Annotated in this window: 5 protein-coding genes; all 5 read left to right on the top strand. The window is 39.8% G+C overall.

Annotated features, from left to right (window positions below):
- Window positions 1–55 precede the first annotated feature (55 nt).
- The 5 genes from PCY70_RS01895 (at window position 56) to PCY70_RS01875 (ending at window position 20,534) form a co-directional block, all read left to right on the top strand.
- Window positions 56–5,305: a hypothetical protein gene (locus tag PCY70_RS01895; RefSeq protein ID WP_305768233.1), complete on the top strand. Its 5,250-nt coding sequence runs from the start codon at window positions 56–58 to the stop codon at window positions 5,303–5,305.
- A 136-nt stretch (window positions 5,306–5,441) separates the two neighbouring features.
- Window positions 5,442–10,862 carry a hypothetical protein gene (locus tag PCY70_RS01890; protein WP_305768232.1) on the top strand — a complete coding sequence of 1,807 codons (5,421 nt, stop codon included), beginning with the start codon at window positions 5,442–5,444 and terminating at the stop codon, window positions 10,860–10,862.
- 65 nt (window positions 10,863–10,927) lie between these two features.
- Window positions 10,928–15,190 (top strand): fibronectin type III domain-containing protein, encoded by a 4,263-nt coding sequence (locus PCY70_RS01885; protein WP_305768231.1) that lies wholly within the window; start codon window positions 10,928–10,930, stop codon window positions 15,188–15,190.
- A gap of 99 nt (window positions 15,191–15,289) precedes the next feature.
- Window positions 15,290–19,543 carry a fibronectin type III domain-containing protein gene (locus PCY70_RS01880; protein WP_305768230.1) on the top strand — a complete coding sequence of 1,418 codons (4,254 nt, stop codon included), beginning with the start codon at window positions 15,290–15,292 and terminating at the stop codon, window positions 19,541–19,543.
- 88 nt (window positions 19,544–19,631) lie between these two features.
- Window positions 19,632–20,534: a SpoIID/LytB domain-containing protein gene (locus PCY70_RS01875; RefSeq protein WP_305768229.1), complete on the top strand. Its 903-nt coding sequence runs from the start codon at window positions 19,632–19,634 to the stop codon at window positions 20,532–20,534.
- The last annotated feature ends 68 nt before the right edge of the window (window positions 20,535–20,602 follow it).

Raw genomic sequence — 20,602 nt, 5'->3', positions numbered from 1 at the left:
CTTACTATTACCGATATATATTCCATAAAATACCAAGTATCGAAAGGAGATAGTTATGTTATTACGAACTCGATTTGCTGCTTTTCTAGCAGGGGCACTCATTTGCGGTCCTTCTACATATGAACTTTTCTCAACCACAAATTCTAACTTTCATCTTCAGGCCGCCACTTCTTCATTCAACATCGAACGACGCACTTTTATGCTCCCAGAGGATCCTGCCATGTTTTCAGTAAGCCAAAATGAGCCCCTGCTACATGACTGGGCCGGCATCAGCTTTGATGGAACTGATGGTGGCATATATGAAATTTCTTATTTCGTTAAAAATATTGCCAACATAATTCATGTTACGCATCAGCTCAGAACAGACGCTACTGGCCAGCATACTGTCATCACCACAATTCAAAACTCTGGTCATCATCTGCTAAACTATGGCTTTCCAAAATATTCTCCCAATTATCCAGATTCCAATAATTTAAGTCCGTACGATCCCCTTCCTGCTACTTTTACAAAATTCGCTTTATACAATTCCAACTTAAGCAGATACGATGAATACACACTGCCAGATGGTTATCTAGACGGCGCTAACGGTCTGCCTGCTATAGATACTGGCTCTCCCGATCAAAATGACGACCCTTCTACATCCCAAAACGAAACAGTCAAAGACGATATTTTTATACAAGACTTTGCAGAGCAAATATCGATCGGTGGTAAATCCATCATCGGCAAAATAGTTCACACGGTAGATCTCAATAGCCAATTTATTGCAGACTATGGCAACACCATCAAACTCATCGGCCCTGGCAACGATTTCCAATTTCGATACACCTTCGAAAAACTAGGCACCGGAGAATTTAGATTTCATCTCAACAACAGTGGCGTCGACGCGGGCAATATTGTCAATTACAAAGTTATAGAACTCAATCCTCTAAATGAAGATTCTCTAAATCCTACTCGATTTGAAAATTTACAAATTTTGAAGCAACTAAATAATTTTGAAGGTGCTCCCACTCACTATATGATCGATCCCAACAACTCCAGCCAAATCGTTGACGATGCCGAAATTGAAAGCCCCCAAACTGCTGGTGAACGACCAGGCTTCAACATCGTATTCGATCATCCGCTAGATCTTGGCTCCCAATTTACTGCCGCCGATAATCCTGCAACTCCAGATATAGACGAACTAGCTTCCAACGGTGGCTATGACAAATATCAAGAAATGCTTATGGATCATGGAGAATATCTCCAAGGCAAATTTAGTCTTAGCTCTTATGACAAAGACAACATCCAGTTTTTCTTCGATTTCTCAACCGACCCATACAACCCTTCACTTATAACCGTCCACAACAACCCAAAGGAAGTTGCACAAAAACACTATATTCCCCCAACTACTGCAGAAGCTGCAAATGGCAAAGTTGCAGGGTATCATCAAATTAAGGTTGTTCAAAACGATATATTTAAGCCCGAAATCGATGATTCCTTCATTCAGCTTGGTGGCGAAGACGAAACTGGCGCAGATGCCGAACCGATCACCAAGGAATATTTAGAATGGTCTAGCCTCAGTAGTAGCGAATTGATGGATACCGTCGAAATCGAAATCGTTGCCGATGACAATCCTCACACCTTCGAAGATAGATTTATAAATCGCACATACGAAAGCACCGGCAGTGTACACACCTATATGGAATTTCGCGTCGAACGAATCTCTCTTAATGAAGCCAGATTAACATATGTTCCCTACAAAGGCCTCTCCAACAACACCAAATACAATGTCTACAATAATAAAGAAGCAACGCCAGACAACCTCATCGATACCGGATATGATTATGTTAGCGACAGCTTTCCCGTTCCTATACTTTCTAGCGGTGAGCAGGGCTATTTGATGGAAGCTATTATCTCCGACAAAACCAATCTGCTATCACAGTATCTCAAATACAATGCCGCGACCGATACCAACATCAAGCCACCAACTCCGCTTATCGATGAGATCACCAACATCTATGTCGTGCCTCCCGAAGAACCGCTAGGCCCAACTCAAGCTATCGGGTTTGATATCACTTTTTCCGCACCAAAAAATACCGAAGAAAATCGGCAGCTCGATCAGCTAGTCGATGATGGTACTCTGTACTACGAACTCCTAATGTATGATACCAAAGAAACTCCTGCAAACAAAAGAGTCTACAGTAAAATATTTCAGGTCGACCGTGTAGGTGAAATCGAGATTTCTGCCTATGCCGGAGATGCTGGCACCGCTTCCTATAACCCATCATCCGAAACTTTCACCGTATCCGACGTATTATTAAAGCAAAATCATGGTAGATTTGAGTGGAACCAGCTTGATGATACCGACTTCGCAAACGATCAATACCTCAACGAAGCAAACTATCCCGCCGCACCTTCAGAAGTCGACCTAAGCTATCCGCAATGGGATGTTGGAAAAACTTACTACTTTACATTACGAGCAGTCTACGATCGAGATTCTAGCGCTTCAGATGAATCAAGCACGCTGACATTTAGCAATGAATCCAATCCGGTTCCTATTACGTTTACCAACAAAGCCGAACTGCTACCAATTGTTACAGTCATAACTGACGAGCCCGTAATTTTCGAAGATTCAGCTTCCGCAAACCAACGGCTCAACTTTAACATCGTAAATCTAGAGTATTTTGTCGACTACATGCTAGACCCTATCGATTGGGCCTATGCTTATGAGGATGTATACGATAACGATACTATCATCGACAAATACGGCCGAACGTACGAAGTGTTTCTGTATCAGCAAGACGAACCCTCCGCGGCAGACTTCGAAACTGCAGTAACGGTCGACGACTCCGACATCACTGTTGCAGTTCCAAAACAAAGCATCGATGTTGATATGGATGACTATATTACGCATCTGCGAAATGGTGCGGTTGTACAATTGGATTTTGTTGGCTACGACAACATCTTGCCGCAATACGCTTGGCCTACTATAGAATACAACGACCTCGACCAAAATCAAACTTACTACGTTCAAATTCGTACCAGAGTAGATAGCGCAGATCCCAACACTCCACCACAATATTCTACATTTTCTAAAATTCATACTTTTACAACTCATCTAACACCGCAACCCCCAAGTCCCGAAGAGCAAAAACCCCCTGCTCCAGCAGATTTTTGGATAGAAGAACAGGAGGGCAACAACTCAGTATCGCTACGTTGGGATCCACCAAATTATCAAGCGGATGCGCCTATATATTACGAGTTGATTCGCACCGAAGATACGCGACTAGATGCAGAAATTCTCAGCGATACATTGAGCCTAGAAAACGTTTTGATGCAAGATCCATCATTGGCAGCTTTTGCGACAGGCGGCCACTTTACCGATGGTGACGACCGCGTATACTCGGTTTCATATAATGGCGCCGGGTTTACAACAAAATTGCTAGACCCTCAGCTTTTTAGCAGCCTACTCAAACTCGAAGACAAAACTCTAACTCCAAATACAATCTATTATTACTATTTGCGTACCGTGGCCAATATCGACAATACGCTTGTTCACTCCGAATGGATCAGCCAGCCCGTTACAACATCACCCGTCGAATCTCCCGCACAACTCAAAATCGAAAAAACTACAGAGTATGACTACCTGCCAACCGACGAAGTTGTCATCAGTTTCATTGCTCCTATTCCTGTTCATGCATCAGTGCCAAAAGATTATGACTTTGAGATTGCAATCAAAGGGGAAGAGGAAGATTTTTCCTTTGCAAATGCCGAAAAATATGGTGCAGAGCGACTCACTCCAAACGACGATGCGCCAACACCTCCAGAAGGCTATCAATATTATGTATATCATCTTACTGGCTTAGAATCCAGTACTCGATATGACATCAAGGTTCGAATTATAGACTACACAACCGATGTCGCCGCAGATGAAGAACCCCCTCGTTCGTTATACTCAAACTCTATTTCGTATCAAACCGAAGTTGACGATGAGGATGAGCAAGATAAATCACGGTTAGAAGAATATCTAGATAAATTTGACCGCCTCGTTTTGGAACTTAAGGGGCAGCCCTATTGGCCATTGCTAGAAACTTTCGATACTGGCATATATAAATTTAAGGAGGCATATCTCGACGATGCTCTTGCGACCGATACCTTCGAATTGTTTGCGGCCCCTACATTCACTACTGCCGAGTATTACTTCCCTGGGCAATCTTTCGAAGATGGGCACGATGCTACTCTCACTGCAGAAATCGGAGACTTTGCAGTTAACATCCGCCCCGATACATTCAACCGATACCTCGACGAAATATCCGATGCCAGATCTGATGTTAGATCCAATAAGATCGAAGATTATTACATCAAACTTACATTATATACCAACGAGATCAACTTCGTTAATGGCGAAAAGCCGCTAACCGATGAGCTAAATATCGAGCTAGAAGTGGTGCACTTAGATGAAAAAGATATCTATATAGAAGTTGAACTTTTGGACGAAATTACAGACCTTATCGAAGACGGTCGCGAATCTGTGGAAGAAGACTTGCAAGACGCACTTGCCTCTCGCGTAACAGAAGACGACCAGCTGCTAGACATCGTAGAAGACGCAGTTGCCAATATCGCAACACGCCACCAGGATATGGCATTCGAAGTAGTTCATGATGCTATCGAGCGCGACAAAAATATCAAGGAGCTCGAAACTGCAGTATTGGTATCTGCTGCCATTGATAGCTATAATGCTACAGCTTTTATATACGACCGGGGTTGGCGTCAAACTTTTGCTTTTAGAATGTTCGACGGATGGGCAACAGAAATCACCGAGCCCGCCGCCATCGTTTTTGCTGGCACTCCAAGCGTCGGACCCAACATTAACATTGCACCTCCCGAGCAAGATGCTGTCAATCGATACGATCTCGACACAACATTCGGCACCAAACTTGGTCCTTCAAACACCGCATCTAAAGAGCAACTATACACAGCTATCGCATCTATATTGGGTGCCGATGCATATACAGACCCCGTTGCATTTTTATTACAGCAAGGATTTAGAGATGTCACTCGAGTCAATCTCACTGGCTCCGTTACGCAAGAAGAAGCTATCTACATGGCAATGCAGTTGTACGAAAAAATAAACTTCATCAGCGTTTCCAGCATTATGATCCACAACCGCCTGGCTGTTCCAAACATTTCCGAATTCAAACCGCATTATAGACAATATATTATGGCAGCGGTGGAACTTGGACTCGCTAACCCAAACCTATCTCCTACGATGCCTATGAATCCAGCAGACTTGCAAACCATGCTTGCCAAAATCGCGACTCGATGATCTGTTTGCCCGGTTCGCAAAATTGTAATGCAGTAGAAATTAACTTGTAAATGCGTTGACATTTTTCGATGTAGTTTTTTTCCTTTTGTTGACGATATATATTTCATAAGATGCCAAAATACGAAAGGGGAGAACTATGTTATTGAAAAAACGATTAGCTGCTTTTCTAGCGGGAGCCATGATTTGCAGTCCACCTATACACAAAGTGGAAGCTTTTGCGCTCACTCCTAATAACAATACAGCAGCTAATATTATAAAATACACCAACTCAACGCCGATAGACTATCAATCAAATATTAAATCATCGTCTCGAGCAGGTACACCCTTATTTAATATACAACGACGAGCATTTGCGCTTCCTGAAGACCCTGCCTTCTTTGCGGCCAGCCAAAACGAGCCTATGCTAGAAGATTGGGCGGGCATTCAGTTTGATGGAACAGACGGCGGTATCTATGAAATTTCTTATTACGTTCGCAACACTACTAATATAATTCACGTTACGCATCAGCTCCGAACAGATGCAACAGGTTTACACCAAGTAATAACTACTGTTCACAATTCGGGTCATCATCTACTAAACTATGGCTTTCCAAAATATGCACCCAACTATCCAGATTCAAACAACTTAGGGCCATACGATCAACTGCCCTCTAACTATACAAAATATTCACTATATAATTCAAACCTCAGCCGCTATGACGAATATACACTTCCAGACGGATACAAAGACGATCTGACAAATGACGGCTTACCTTCAATTGATAAAGGAGAGCCCGATCAAGAAGATGACCCAAATACTGCTCAAAACGAAACCATCAAAGATGACATTTTTATCCAAGATTCTGCTGAGCAAATATCAATAGGCGGAAAATCTATTATTGGAAAAATAGTCCAAGAAGTTGATGTCAATAGTAAATTTTTAGCCGACTTTGGTAACACTATTAAACTAATTGGCCCTGGTAACGATTTTAATTTTAGATATATATTTGAAAAATTAGGCACCGGAGAATTTAGATTTCACCTAACCAATAGTGGCGTCAAATCTGGTAGCATTGTCAACTACAAAGTTATCGAGCTAAATGCTTTAAATGAAGATGCTCAAAATCCTGTTAGAAGCGAAAATCTAAAGATTCTAAAGCAGCTAAACAATTTTGATGGTATTCCCACTCACTATATGATAGATCCAGAAGACCCTGGGCTTAAGCTAGATCCTCCGCAACCGACTACTCTAATTAATGATGAGGAAATCGAAAGCCCTCAAACTGCTGGTGAGAGACCTGGATTTGACATTATGTTTGACCATCCTCTCGATCTTGATTTTATATTTACTGCCGAAGATAATATAGCAACCCCCGATGTAGACGAATTAGCCACAAGCGGCGGTTACGACAAATATCAAGAAGTACTTATGACTCACGGCGAATATCTCAAAGGAAAATTTAGCATTAGTTCCTACGACAAAGATAACATACAGTTTTTCTTCGACTTTTCAACAGATCCAGATAACCCCACCGACATAACAGTTCACAACAATCCTAATGAACTTGCAAAAAAATTCTATGTTGCACCTTCTGAGGAAGAGGCAAAAAATGGCAAAATCGCTGGGCATCACCTAATTAAAGTGGTTCAAAACGACATATTTAAGCTAGAAATTGATGATGGACAAACTACCCTAGGTCAAGAAGATGCCAGTGGCGCTGATGCTGATGATATCACCAAAGAGTTTATCGAATGGAGCTCTCTTAGCAATAGCGAGCTTATGAATATCGTTGAAATCGAAATTATAGATGACGAAAATCCTTATAACCCTGTCGAAAACAGATTTATCAATCAGAAATATTCCAAAACTGGTGACTTCTATACCTATATGGAATACCGTGTTGAAAGGGTTTCTCTTACCGATGCGATCTTAACATATACCCCATACAAAGGCCTATCAGATAGCACCAAGTATCGCGTTTATGATAACAAGGAAGCAAGCGAAGATAACTTAGTTGGTATTGGTTATGGATATATCAGTGACAGCGTTCCCGTTCCTATGCTATCTGATGGTGAACAAGGTTACTTAATCGAAGTAGTTATCTCTGATCAGACAATTTTGCTATCCCAATATTTAAAATATAATGCGGCCATCGATACAAATATCAAGCCTCCAACACCATTAATCGACGAAATTAAAAATATCTATGTTGTTCCACCAGATCACCCCACCGAACCCACTCAGGCTATTGGGTTTGACATATCTTTTACTGCACCTAAAAATACAGAAGACAATCAGCAACTGGATCAATTTGTTAATGACGGTACCTTATACTATGAATTATTAATGTATGAAGATAAAGAAACTCCTGCTGATGGCAGAGTCTTTAGCAAGATTTTTAAAGTTGATAGAGAAGTTGTAGCAGAAGGCGAGGGTGAGATTCAGATCACTGGGTATGCAGGTGAAATTGGCGATACTAACACCTATAACCAGTCTTCCGAAACTTTTACCGTTGAAGACGTTCTCATAAAGCAAAATCACGGTGAATTTAATTGGAATCACCTCGATAACACGGCCTTTAAAAATGACGAATATTTAACTGCCGCAAATTATCCTGCCCCACCTGCCGAAACTGGCGACTTAAGCTATCCTCAATGGGATGTTGGCAAAACTTATTACTTCACGGTACGAGCGGTCTATGATAGAGATCCTGGAGAAGAAGGCACCACCAGTACTCTTACATTTAGTAACGAGTCAAACCCTGTTGCTATCACCTTTACCAACAAAAACGAGATTCTTCCAATTGTTACCATTATCACAGATGAGCCTGTAATTATTGTGGACCCACCAAACCCTGCAGATATCTATAAGGCCAACCAAAGAATCAATTTCAATGTCGTAAATCTAGAAACCTTTATCGACTATATGCTAGACCCAATCGACTGGACATATGGTTATGAGGATATATATGATAGCGACGATATAATTGATAAATATGGTAGAACATATGAAGTATTTTTATATCAGAAAGATGAGCCTACATTGCAAAACTTTGAGGACGCCCGAGTTATTTCTGCGACTGATATTGACATTGTGGTACCAAAGCAAAGCTTGGATGTTAACTTAAGCAATTATCTTACCAGCTTGCGAGATGGCAAAGTATTGCGACTAGACTTTGATGGGTACGACAACATCTTGCCGTCATATTCGTGGCCAAAAATCGAATATAAAGGACTCGATCAAAACCAAACTTACTACGTTCAAATTCGTACTCGAGTTGACAGTGGCGCTCCTGATGTACTTCCTAAATATTCTACGTTTTCTAAAATTCATACATTCACCACACACTTGACTCCTAAGCCACCTAGCCCCGAAGAACAGAAGCCACCTACTCCTGCAGATTTTTGGGTAGAAGATCAAAATAACAACACCTCTGTTGTTTTGCGTTGGGATCCTCCTAATTATGAGCCAAACGATGACCAGCCTATGTATTATGAGCTTCTTAGAACAGAGAGCACGCGCTTAGATGATGATATTTTAGATTCTTCCTTAAGCCTTGAAAATGTCTTGATGAAAGATCCTTCTTTGCTTGGTTTTGCTACTGGAGGGCATTTTACTGATGGCGACAATCGTGTATATTCCGTCGAGTATAATGGTGCGGAATTTACTACCAAATTGCTGTCTTCTACACTTTTTAGTGATTTACTTAAATTGGAAGACGAAACATTAACTCCTAACACAATTTATTACTACTATTTGCGAACTATTGTTGATGTGGACGGTACACTTGTCGGCTCCGAATGGATCAGCCAACCTGTCACTACAACTCCTGTCGACCCTCCTGCACAGCTCAAAGTAGAAAAAACTAAAGCATATGATTATCTCTCAACAGATGAAGTTGTTGTTAGCTTTATTGCACCTATTCCTACTGACGCCGTGGTGCCAGATGACTATGATTTCGAGATTTCTATCAAAGGCGAAGGCGATTCCGATTTTTCTTTTGCCAATGCCGGAAAATATAGTGCAGAACGACTAACACCTAATGATGATGCACCAACTCCTCCAGAAGGGTATCAATACTATGTTTATCATCTTAGAGGCTTTGAATCCAGCACCAGATATGACATAAAAGTTCGAATTATAGATTATAACACCAACGTCGCTGCCGATGAAGAAAGTCCTCGTTCGCTATACTCTAACTCTGTCTCATATCAAACAGAAGTAGACGACGAAGATGAGCAAGACAAATCTAGGCTAGAAGAATACTTGTCTAAATTTGACCGTCTAGTACTAGAGCTTCGAGGATCTCAATATTGGACTTTACTCGAAACAGAAGATACTGGAATCTATAAATTTAAAGAAGCCTATCTCAAAGATGCCTTTGCAAACGAAAAATTCGATTTAATCACTAACGAGAATTTTACCACTGTCGAATACTACTTCCCTGGCAAATCTTTTGCTGATGGACACGCTGCCACTTTGGCTGCAACATTGGGCGATTTTTCCATCAACATTCGCCCTGATACTATTGCTTCATATTTAGATGAGATCAGCGATGCCAAAGTTGATACCAACTCTAACAAAATCGAAGACTATTATATCAAAGTTGCTTTATATACTCGCGAACTAGACAAAGTAGATGGCGAAGAACCTCTAACTGATGAGTTAAATTTTGAATTAGCTGTTGTTTATTTGGATAATGAAGATATCTATTTGGAAGTTGATATTCTCGATAACCTCAACGACCTTATTGATGATGGGCGCCTTTCTGTGGAAGAAGATTTAAAAGAGGCACTTGCTGGCGATGTTGTAGAAGACGATGAGTTACTCGAAATTGTGGAAGCGGAAATTGCCAATATTTCTACTCGTTATCAGGACAAAGCATTTGAAAATATTCAGAGCGCCATGATTCGTGACAAAAAAGTCAAAGAGCTTAAGCCTTCTGTTCTTATTACTTCTGACATAGATACATCTGATGCCACTGCTTTTATTTATGACAAAGGCTGGCACGAAACTTATGCGTTTCAAATGATTGACGGATGGGCAACAGAGCTTTCGGAGCCTTCTGCAGTAGTTTTTGGAGGTACTAGAGAAGAGATAGGCTCTGCGATTGATATAGACTCTGTAGACCAAGACTTTATTAAACGCTACGATTTAGATATAATATTTGGCACCAAACTAGGTCCTGGAGATACGGCTTCTAAAGAACAGTTATATACCGCCATTGCCTCTATTTTGGGTGCTAACAAATTTACTAATCCTGCTACTTTTTTAGTACAAGCAGGCTTCCGAGATGTCAATCCTGTTAATCTTACAGGCTCTATCACTCAAGAAGATGCGATCTACATTGTAATGCAACTTTATGAAAAACTATTCTTTACCAATGTTTCTAGTATTATGATTAGCAATCGACAAGCAATCTCCAATATTGGCGCATTTAAACCTAATTATAGACAACACATTTCTGCTGCTATAGAACTTGGATTTGTTGAGCCAGTTAACAACCAGCTTTATCCAACAATGCCTCTTGATCCTGAGAACTTGTTAAATATGCTTATTAAAGTTATGGCTAGATAATCTAAATATATGTGTATAGCTGATGCTTGGCTATACATATTGTTCTATTAGAAGGAGGAAATTACATGAAAACAAAGAGAATTACAGCTTTTATGCTAGCATCTGTTATGGTAATTTCACTTTTTCCTATTAATATATTTGCAAATATTCAGAATCCTCCAACGGACTTATATGCCAATATTACACATAAGAAAAATGGTGAATTTACTATTGTACCAGATGTACTGTTTGGGTGGACCCGACCCGAAATCGCCGCAGATAAAGATGGAGACGCCTCCGGAAGTGACCCGGCTATTGATGTTGAGGGATCTCACGACCTTACTGGATACGAACTGACCACTGAGGATTTTATGGGAACTTCTCCAGGACGTGATATGCCTATTGGTCCCGATACTACCGAACAAGATATCAGCGTATTGCTAGAAAGCGGTGTATTCTATCAAATAAATTTGGTAGCACGCCATTTACACACCGTGGTTGATGAAGCTACTGACGAAAAATACGATAGTATCATCGAATCAGAACTTACTTCTATCAAAATTATTACCGATCTGAATACTCAGGTTACTGGTACCGACGAAGGTTTAGAAGTAGTCTTTGAATACATTCCCAACATTCAATATACATTGGGCTACACTCAGGGCGCTGCCGGAGATATCGGCGACTTTCCTGAGAACAGTGATATCACTCTCAAAGCAACTGACCTAACTCAAGATAACATTTTTACCGATCCTAATGATGGTCGTCAATATGTTCGATACCTAATTTCCGAAGGAGTTAGCCCTGGCCAAATGTATTCTGTTTATGTTATGCCAGACTTTTCTGAAGGAGATCCGCTAAGAGAACAAACAACCATTGGTCTAGATCCTAAAGTTGTCAGTGCCATCACTAGTATTCCGCTAAAAGTTTTTAACGTTGGTAATGGAAAAATTAGGTTAGAGTGGAATATCTCTGCAAGCATTTTAGAGAACTCTTACTCTCTTACAAAAACCAGCATTATGGCACAAGTTGCAGGGCAAAATCCACAAGAAATCTTTACTTTTCAAGATAACAACGGTGCCCTTATTGGTTATTACGAACTCTATGAACCAGAGGCAACTACTGTTTATTGGCTAGAATTTGAGTTTACCGACTTATCCACTAACAACACTCTAGCTCCACCTCCTACTACAGGAAAAGTGGAGTATATTCCTTATGATGCTGTCGAAAAACCATCTTCTCCTCAAATTCCTAAGCCTTTTAATACAGGTATAGATTTAAATGCCAATATCGCATCAGAATATCTTGTTAAAGGTGATACAACTCCATATAATGCCGAAAACTTTGCAAATCAAACTTTTACTGTAATCAACAACGCTCCGGTACAAATCCAATTGGTTTGGGATGCGTATGAGGCAGCCGCCTTAGATGGCAATAAGACATTTGATTATGATCTAGTTTATGATATATGGATAACCGAGCGTAAAGAATCTCTTGATAGCTCTCTGCTCGAAAACGGGCTCGCTCCTATTGAACGCAACATTTTGATCGATCCAGATGATGAATCAACTTTAGTTAAGACACCGTTTGGAGACCTTGTAGGTTTTAAGAAAACTGTAGCTCAATACTATGATGTCGAAGAGATATTGCGACCTCTTGCTACCAATAAAACATACTACATTCAGATCGTTGCCAAGCGACAAGATGGTGCCAGATACGCAATTTCGGAGCCCACCATTGTTGCAATCACTATCGATAAAAATGGCGATATCTTCATTCCTCCAGTTCTTGTAAAACCTCCTGTTATGGTAAAAAATGACAGCATTACCACCACGACAGCAGATATAATTTGGCGTACAGAATGGCAAGAAATGATGTACAAGGGTTCTGCCAAAGCCGAAGATTTTTACAAAGGCTACGAAGAGAATATTCCTCTTACCGATCAATGGAACTCAAAGGTATTTTTATCCGAAACAGAACCCAAAATATTCTTCAAGCAACCGTCTGCTTTGGAGATATTTCCTATAGATTTAATTACACCAAACAATATCGAAATGGTTAAAGATTTTGTTGGCGCAAACTTTTATGAAAACAACTTTACCTCTCGCCCCGTAACTTTGGGCAATAACATCAAATACGAAATTCAAACTTTGCCTTATGAAACTGTCAAAAATATGCAAGGTTCTTTGTCGCTAGAAGAGTGGGTTTATATGACAGAGATCGAAGGTGGCAACGCAGATTGGAACGCCGGATGGGAAGAACCTGTTATTAGACCATATCAAGATGATCTAGGACTAACTTGGAATGAACACAAACTTGAGGATCTTCTTCCAAACACTGCGTATATCACTTTTGTGAGAGCATACCGATTATTAGATGATGGCACAAAACTGATTCAGTCTTATCCTAGTTTTATCATCTACAATACTTTAGCAAACTTTACCAGCGAAGAAGAAGTTCCTATTGTTCCAAATCTTACACTAAACGAAGTTACTGACAGTAGTATAGAAGTGTTTTTTAAGTTTAACCACAAGTTTGATTATGAATTAGTATATAGCAGATTAGACGACCCCGATGGTCCCGATGCTGTTTCATTTTTATTTGATTTATCTTCGGATGCAAATAGCGAATTTTATGTAGGTGATGGTGAAAATGCATATATAGAAGTTACCGGACTTTTTCCCGATACCGAATATTATATCTGGGTTCGTGCAAAACAAAAAGAAGGCGACCTTAAATCTTCTTGGAGCTCACCTGTATTTGCAAAAACTAAACAAATTTTGCCACCTGATGTGCCTATCAGTTTGGGCCCTGCTTCTAAGCTTAGCCTAATCGAACTCGATTTAGAATATGATCCAATAACTCATAATTATGTTACTGTTCAATGGGAAAAAGACGAAAACGATTTTGGAGAATCTACAGAGGGTAATGTTGTCACAACTTATGCATACACTGTTGAATTTGCTGATAACGTAGAATTTATTGATGCGACAGTGGTTACAATTACAGAAGAGAACAAAACCGAAGCCGGTGCTGATGAAGATCCATTTCAAATTCTTGCCAAAAACATGATTAAATTTAACAATCTAAAATCCAATAAAGACTATTTTGTTAAAGTTAAGTCGATTATCACTGTTCTCGATGGAGAGACAGACAGAACTCTCGAGGAAGAATCCGAGTATAGCAACTGGGTTAGAATAGTCACCAAAACTTCTAAAGATGAGTATACCGGAGAACCTGATAACGTTATCGAATTTGAAACCGATTACGAAGAAGACTTTGACCAAGATTCTGGTGTATGGAACTACACAATTGTAAATCCAGAAGGTATTATTACGCAATTAATAAATACTGATTCAGATACCTTTGATGTTGATTTAAATTTATTTGATGGCATCGAAAATCCAGTAGTTAGAAAACTTACTGTGCCTGTGATGCTTCTTACCGCTATGGATAGCCTAGGAATCAATTTGCAGATTGAGACAAATGATGTCATCTACAACATTAATCCTGCTGGCATAAACTTAAGCAATCTAAAAAGCACTGACAATGCTGTATTTACATTTGTCAAGGTTTTAAATTATGATCTCAACGATATGCAATTAGATTATCCACATGCGTTTCAGGTTGCCGAGCAAGTGGCGATACATCTAGTAACCGATACTATGGTTCCTCAATCTGTTTCAACACTAAGTAAAAATATGAACGTCAGCATCAAGCTTAATGCATATTCTCCACTAAACCTTGTTTCTCGGGTATATAATGCCGCGCAACAAACTTGGGAAGATATGCCGGCGCAAACTATTGTTGCCGAAGATGGTGCGCATTCCATATTTGATACCAACCTTATAGGCATCAATGCATTATACTCAACTCGCAATGTTGCTTTGCCTAGAGATTTAACTCAGTCTCTTCGAGATATTACTGCCAAATACGGAATCACTCAATTTGGCTTAAAATATTTTGGCAATACACCTGTTAATAGCACAGCGTTTATAAATCTGATGCTTGGCATAGCATATGCAAACACAACTATCGATTTAGACAAATCAGTTTCTGATTCAGAAATATCTCAGGCAACTCATTCTGGATTATTTACCGAATCTCAAACCTCTGAGATTTCTAACGAAGCGGCTATTGCCGGATTGATTAAGTTATACGAACTCAAGAATGGCTACTCCATACTCACTATAACTCCACAAACAAATTTTGAAGGAGCAAGCAAACAATATAGCGCAAGCCTCAGTAAAGCCTATGCATTGGGCATAATCGATGAGAGCACTTTCGAACCTCTTGAACCTGCAACATACGATTATATATGCGATCTTTTGGTAAATCTTGGGTTATAAATTACTATTCCTTTTCATACAATTTAGTACGACAAAATGGCGACGATGCTAATTATTCGATCGCCTTTTTTCATATCTATTTGTAAAGGAGGAATTTTTTTGCATTTAATTAGATCAACATTTGCAGCTATTTTTGTATGCGTTGCCATGCTTCCATTAAATATATTAGCAAATCCTCAGGACCCACCCACCGATTTATATGCAAACATCACCCATAAACCAAATGGCACCTCTTCTATAATTCCAGATGTATTGATAGGCTGGACACGACCCTCTATTGCCGCAGATATGGACGGAGACACTTCTGGCTCTGACCCCGCCATTGACGTTGCAGGATCTCACGACCTCTCTTCATATTCTTTGGATATCCAAGACGAGATGAGCTTTTTTCCTGCTATAGACGATATCACCATTGGCGAAAATACTATGGAGCAAGATATCAGTACGTTTTTATTTAACGGTACATTTTATGAGATCGATCTATACGCACGACATATTCACACAATTTTTGATCCTCAAACCAATGAGAATAACGATGTTATCATAGAATCTGTTCCAGCAACACTAAAATTTATCACCAACTTCGATACTAAAGTTACAGGAACTGATGAAGGATTAGAACTAATCTTTGAACACATCCCTTCTATCAGTTACCAAATAGGAATCACCCAAGGTGCCGCAGATAATATCGGAGACTTTCCCGAAGAGGGATATATTACAATAAAAGATACCGACTTAACTGCAGATAATATATTTAAAGATCCTTCTGACGGTCGCTCATATGTTAAATATTTGATATCAGAAGGTATAAGCCCTGGCCAGATGTATTCTGTGTATGTATTGCCAACATTTTCAGACGGAAACCCTCTCAAAGAGCAAACAACGATCAGCGTAGATCCCAAAGTTGTTAGCGCTATTACCAGCATTCCTCTCAAAGTGTTTAATGTAGGCAATGGCAAAATTAGGCTCGAATGGAACATCTCGGCTAGCATTCTCGAAAACTCGTATTCCCTTACCAAAACCAGCGTCTTTGCACAAGTTGCTGGGCAAAATCCACAAGAAATTTTTACATTTAGTGACAACAACGGTGCTCTTATTGGATATTACGAATTGTACGAACCTGTCACCACCACAACATATTGGCTAGAATTTGAATTTACCGACCTCGCTACTAGCAATGTATTATCTCCACCACCAATCAGCGGAAAAGTGGAGTATATTCCTTATGATGCAGTTGAAAAACCAGCTTCTCCTCAAATTCCTAAACCATATCACGCTGGATTGGATCTCAATGCGCAAACAGTACGCGAATACCTCGTCAAAAACGATACCACTCCGTATAATTCAACCGACCTTGCTCAGCAAACATTCACTGTAATCGATACCGCTCCTCTCACCATTCAATTGGTATGGGATGCCTATACTACAAAATCTGTCGAAGCGTTTGAAACATTCGACTACGATCTGGTCTATGATATATGGGTCACCGAACGCAAAGAATCACTCGATAGTACACTACTAGTCAACGGACTTGCACCTATCGAACGAAATATTCGAATCGATCCTGATGATAACGCCACGCTGGTATCAACTCCATTTGGAGATACCGTGGGCTTCAAAAAGTATCTTGCAAGCTATTATGACGTATCCGAAACACTTCGTCCCCTTGCAACCAACAAAACCTACTACATTCAAATAGTTGCCAAAAGACCAAATGGCGCTACATACGCAACTTCAGAGCCAACAATAGTTGCAATAACGATCGACAAAAATGGCGATATATTTGTACCTCCAATATTGGGCAAGCCACCTATTAAACTTAAGGATAATAGCCTTACAACATCTTCTGCAGCAGTTTTGTGGCGCGAGGATTGGCATGAAATCATATATAGGGGCTCTGCAGCCAGCGAAGATTTCTATGCAGACTATCCAGAGAATATCGAGCTCGCATCACAATGGCATCCTTCGGTATTTTTAAGTGAATCGCATCCTAAAGTCTTTTTTAAGCAACCAAACGACGTCTCCACTATTGGTATAGATCTTATTACATCTGCTAATTTGGATCAAGTATCAGATTATGTTGGCAATAACTTTTTTGCAAGCAACTTTATGTCACGCCCTGTAAGCTTAGGCAACAATATCAAATATGAAATTAAAACTTTGCCTTATGAGCAAGTTAAGGATATGCACGCTGGAATGCCTCTCGAAGAATGGATTTATTTGATGGCAACAGAAGGGGGAGATCCAGATTGGAACGCCGGATGGGAAGAGCCTGCCATTGGTGTGGATCGAGATGAGTATGGCTTAATTTGGAATGAGCATAAGGTAGAAGATCTGCTAGCAAATACCGCTTATATTACATTTGTTAGAGCATATCGAGTTTTAGACGACGGCACCAAGCTCATTCAATCCTATCCTAGTTTTATCATTTATAATACATTAGCAAACTTTACAAGCGAGGAAGAAATACCTGTTGTTCCCAATTTAAACCTCTCCGATGTTACAGATTCTAGCATAGAAGTATTTTTTAAGTATAATCACAAGTTTGATTACGAGATGGTTTATAGCAGACTCGATGATCCCGACGCGGCAGACGCAATTTCCTACCCCGTTGATGTTTCATCGGATCCAAATAGCGAGTTCTTTGTGGGCGATGGCGAAAATGCCTATATCGAAATTGTTGGGCTTTTTCCTGAAACTGAATATTATGTATGGATACGCGCAAAGCAAAAAGAAGGCGATATCGCATCTGCCTGGAGCTCTCCAGTATTTGCCAAAACACTGCCTATTGCAGCGCCAGACGTGCCAATCAGCCTTGGCCCTGCTTCTAAATTGAGCCTAATAGAGTTGGGATTAGAATACGAACCCGTAACAGACACATCCATTACTGTGCAATGGGAAAAAGACGAAAATGACTTTGGCGAAATGACATCTGGAAGCATGATCAAAACCTATGCCTATACAGTCGAATTTGCAAATAACATAGAATTTATCGATGCAATTGAATTAACTGTAACAGAAGAAAATAAGGCAGACGGCGGCTCCGAAGATGATCCATTTGAAATCCTTGCGAAAAATATAGTTAAATTTAACAACTTAAAAGCCAATCAAGACTATTTTGTTAAAGTCAAAGCAATAGTTACAGTAGAAGATACGGAAACCGATCGCATTATTTCGAAGGAATCAGAATATAGTAACTGGGTAATTATCGTTACTCAAACTTCCAAAGATGAATACACCGGCGAGCCAGACAATGTTGTCGAATTTGATACCGATTTTGAAGAAAATTTTAATAACAATACCGGAATTTGGGATTATGAGATCGTAAATCCCGAGGGAGTTATTACACAAATATTAGATAAAAATATTGGAACTTTCGAAGTCGACTTAATGCTATACGACGATTATATTAATGCATATTCTCGACGATTAACCATTCCTATAGAAATACTGCAAGCACTTGCAAACCGAGGCATGACTCTCAAAGTAAATACACTCCTTGCAGCGTACGAAATCGACCCTCGCAGCATTAACCTCAGTAATTCTCGCAGCACCGACAAAGCAATGTTCTCATTTACACCTCTTGGAAACTATGATCTAGGCAACGCTAGACTCGATTATCCATATTTATTTCAAGTGGCCGAGCATTCTAGTATTAATATGATCAGTAGCTCTAGAATAACCAATCCAGTATATACACTTTATCCTGCCATGGAAGTTGGGTTTAGAATCAACGAATACGCTCCTGTCGATCTCATTGCTCAGGTATATGACACGGCATCTGGAAGATGGGATCAACTCCCTTCTACCAAAAGCAACACAGCAGACGGAATGTTTATATCGTTTGATACAAATACAGTAGGCATCAACGCACTATATACTATTCAAAACATTGGACTTTCTCGAGATATGACACATTCAATGCAAGATATCGCAACGAGATATGGGATCAGTCAAATAGGCACCAAATACTTCGGAAACACTGCAGTTGGCGGAACACAGTTTGCCAATTTAATGTTAGGCATAGCCATGGGCGATCTAGTAATAAACCTCGATGCTCCTATAAGCACTACACAGGCAAATCAAGTCAGTAATTCTGGACTATTCATAGGCAACCTCTCTGAAGCCACCACCAATGAATCAGCTTTAGCCGGACTCATAAAACTATATGAGCTTCGCAACGGGTATCCTGTCGGCGCTACATCCACATATTTTGCCGATGTTAGTCCTCAATATCAAGCAAGTATTGCCAAAGCATCTGCATTAGGTTTGATCGATGCAACAAGTTTTAGAGCGCAAGATGTTGCCACATACGACTATGTATGCGATATTTTACTGGCCCTAGGGTTATAAGTTTGTCCAATTAATCATATAATTATGGTACGACAGGGCGCTTAGTTCGCCCTTTCTTTGGTGTACTGTTATAAGAGGAGGGATTTTTTTGAAGCGCATAGTACCATATCTTTTAATATTATTTGGGTGTTTAATTTTCTTGCCTATATTTATGACATTTATAGGTGGGCATCACCACAAAAATATTTTATTTACAATAGCCACAACAGATGCCGTGGAAATTGTTGACTACGACGAATTACTACAAAACCAGATCATCGGAATGCTCGCACAAGAAGTAAACTATACCGAACCTATGGAATATATAAAGGTTAATGCTATAATATTTAGAACATATTTAACACGATCGCAATTAGGTTATGGGATACAAAAAGACTTGCTTCCGCTAACAACGCAGCAAATGAAAGATAAATTTGGATCTAACTACGACAAAGCATATTCTGTATATTTATCCGCCGTTACTTCTACCGAAGACATTGTGATTTATCATGACGACGAACTAATTGAACCAGTATACCACGCGTCAAGTGCGGGCAATACCCGCGACAGTATAGATTTTTACGGTATAGATATAGCATATTTGCAATCAGTGCCAAGCCCTGTAGATGCCACAATAAAAGAACTGCAATATACCACAGCTCAAGCTATCGATATGTTGAAATCAAATTTCCCAGATATTGTAATTAACGAAACTTACCTTGCTCAGCAAATTCAAATTGTTGACATAGATGACAGCGGGTATATCACTGCTATACAATTTGGGAGCTCTATTCTCAACGAGCAAGCCTTTTTACAAACTTTTGGACTTACATCATCTCATGTTGAGATCTCCGTTCAAGACGGCAATATCATTTTTCGCCAACATGGTGATGGAACAGGCGTGGGTTTAAGTCAAAATGGCGCCAAAGAGTACGCTAAACTCGGAAATACATATGAAGTTATTTTAAAATATTACTATTTTGACACAGAAATTAAAAAAATTAACAAATAATTGTATAAAAAATTTTTTCCTTGTCCATAATTTAAAAGACGGAGGTAATCAGCAACCTTTAGTATTAA

Source organism: Candidatus Epulonipiscium viviparus (assembly GCF_030708075.1).
GTDB classification, from domain to species: Bacteria; Bacillota; Clostridia; order Lachnospirales; family Cellulosilyticaceae; genus Epulonipiscioides; species Epulonipiscioides viviparus.
Note: the sequence above shows the minus strand (reverse complement) of the source record. Positions and strands in the feature narration are given on the sequence as shown.

What these genes read in the sequence shown, in the direction of transcription:
- PCY70_RS01885 (WP_305768231.1), top strand. Translation starts at nt 10,928, where the DNA reads ATGAAAACAAAGAGAATTACAGCTTTTATGCTAGCATCTGTTATGGTA.
- PCY70_RS01895 (WP_305768233.1), top strand. Translation starts at nt 56, where the DNA reads ATGTTATTACGAACTCGATTTGCTGCTTTTCTAGCAGGGGCACTCATT.
- PCY70_RS01890 (WP_305768232.1), top strand. Translation starts at nt 5,442, where the DNA reads ATGTTATTGAAAAAACGATTAGCTGCTTTTCTAGCGGGAGCCATGATT.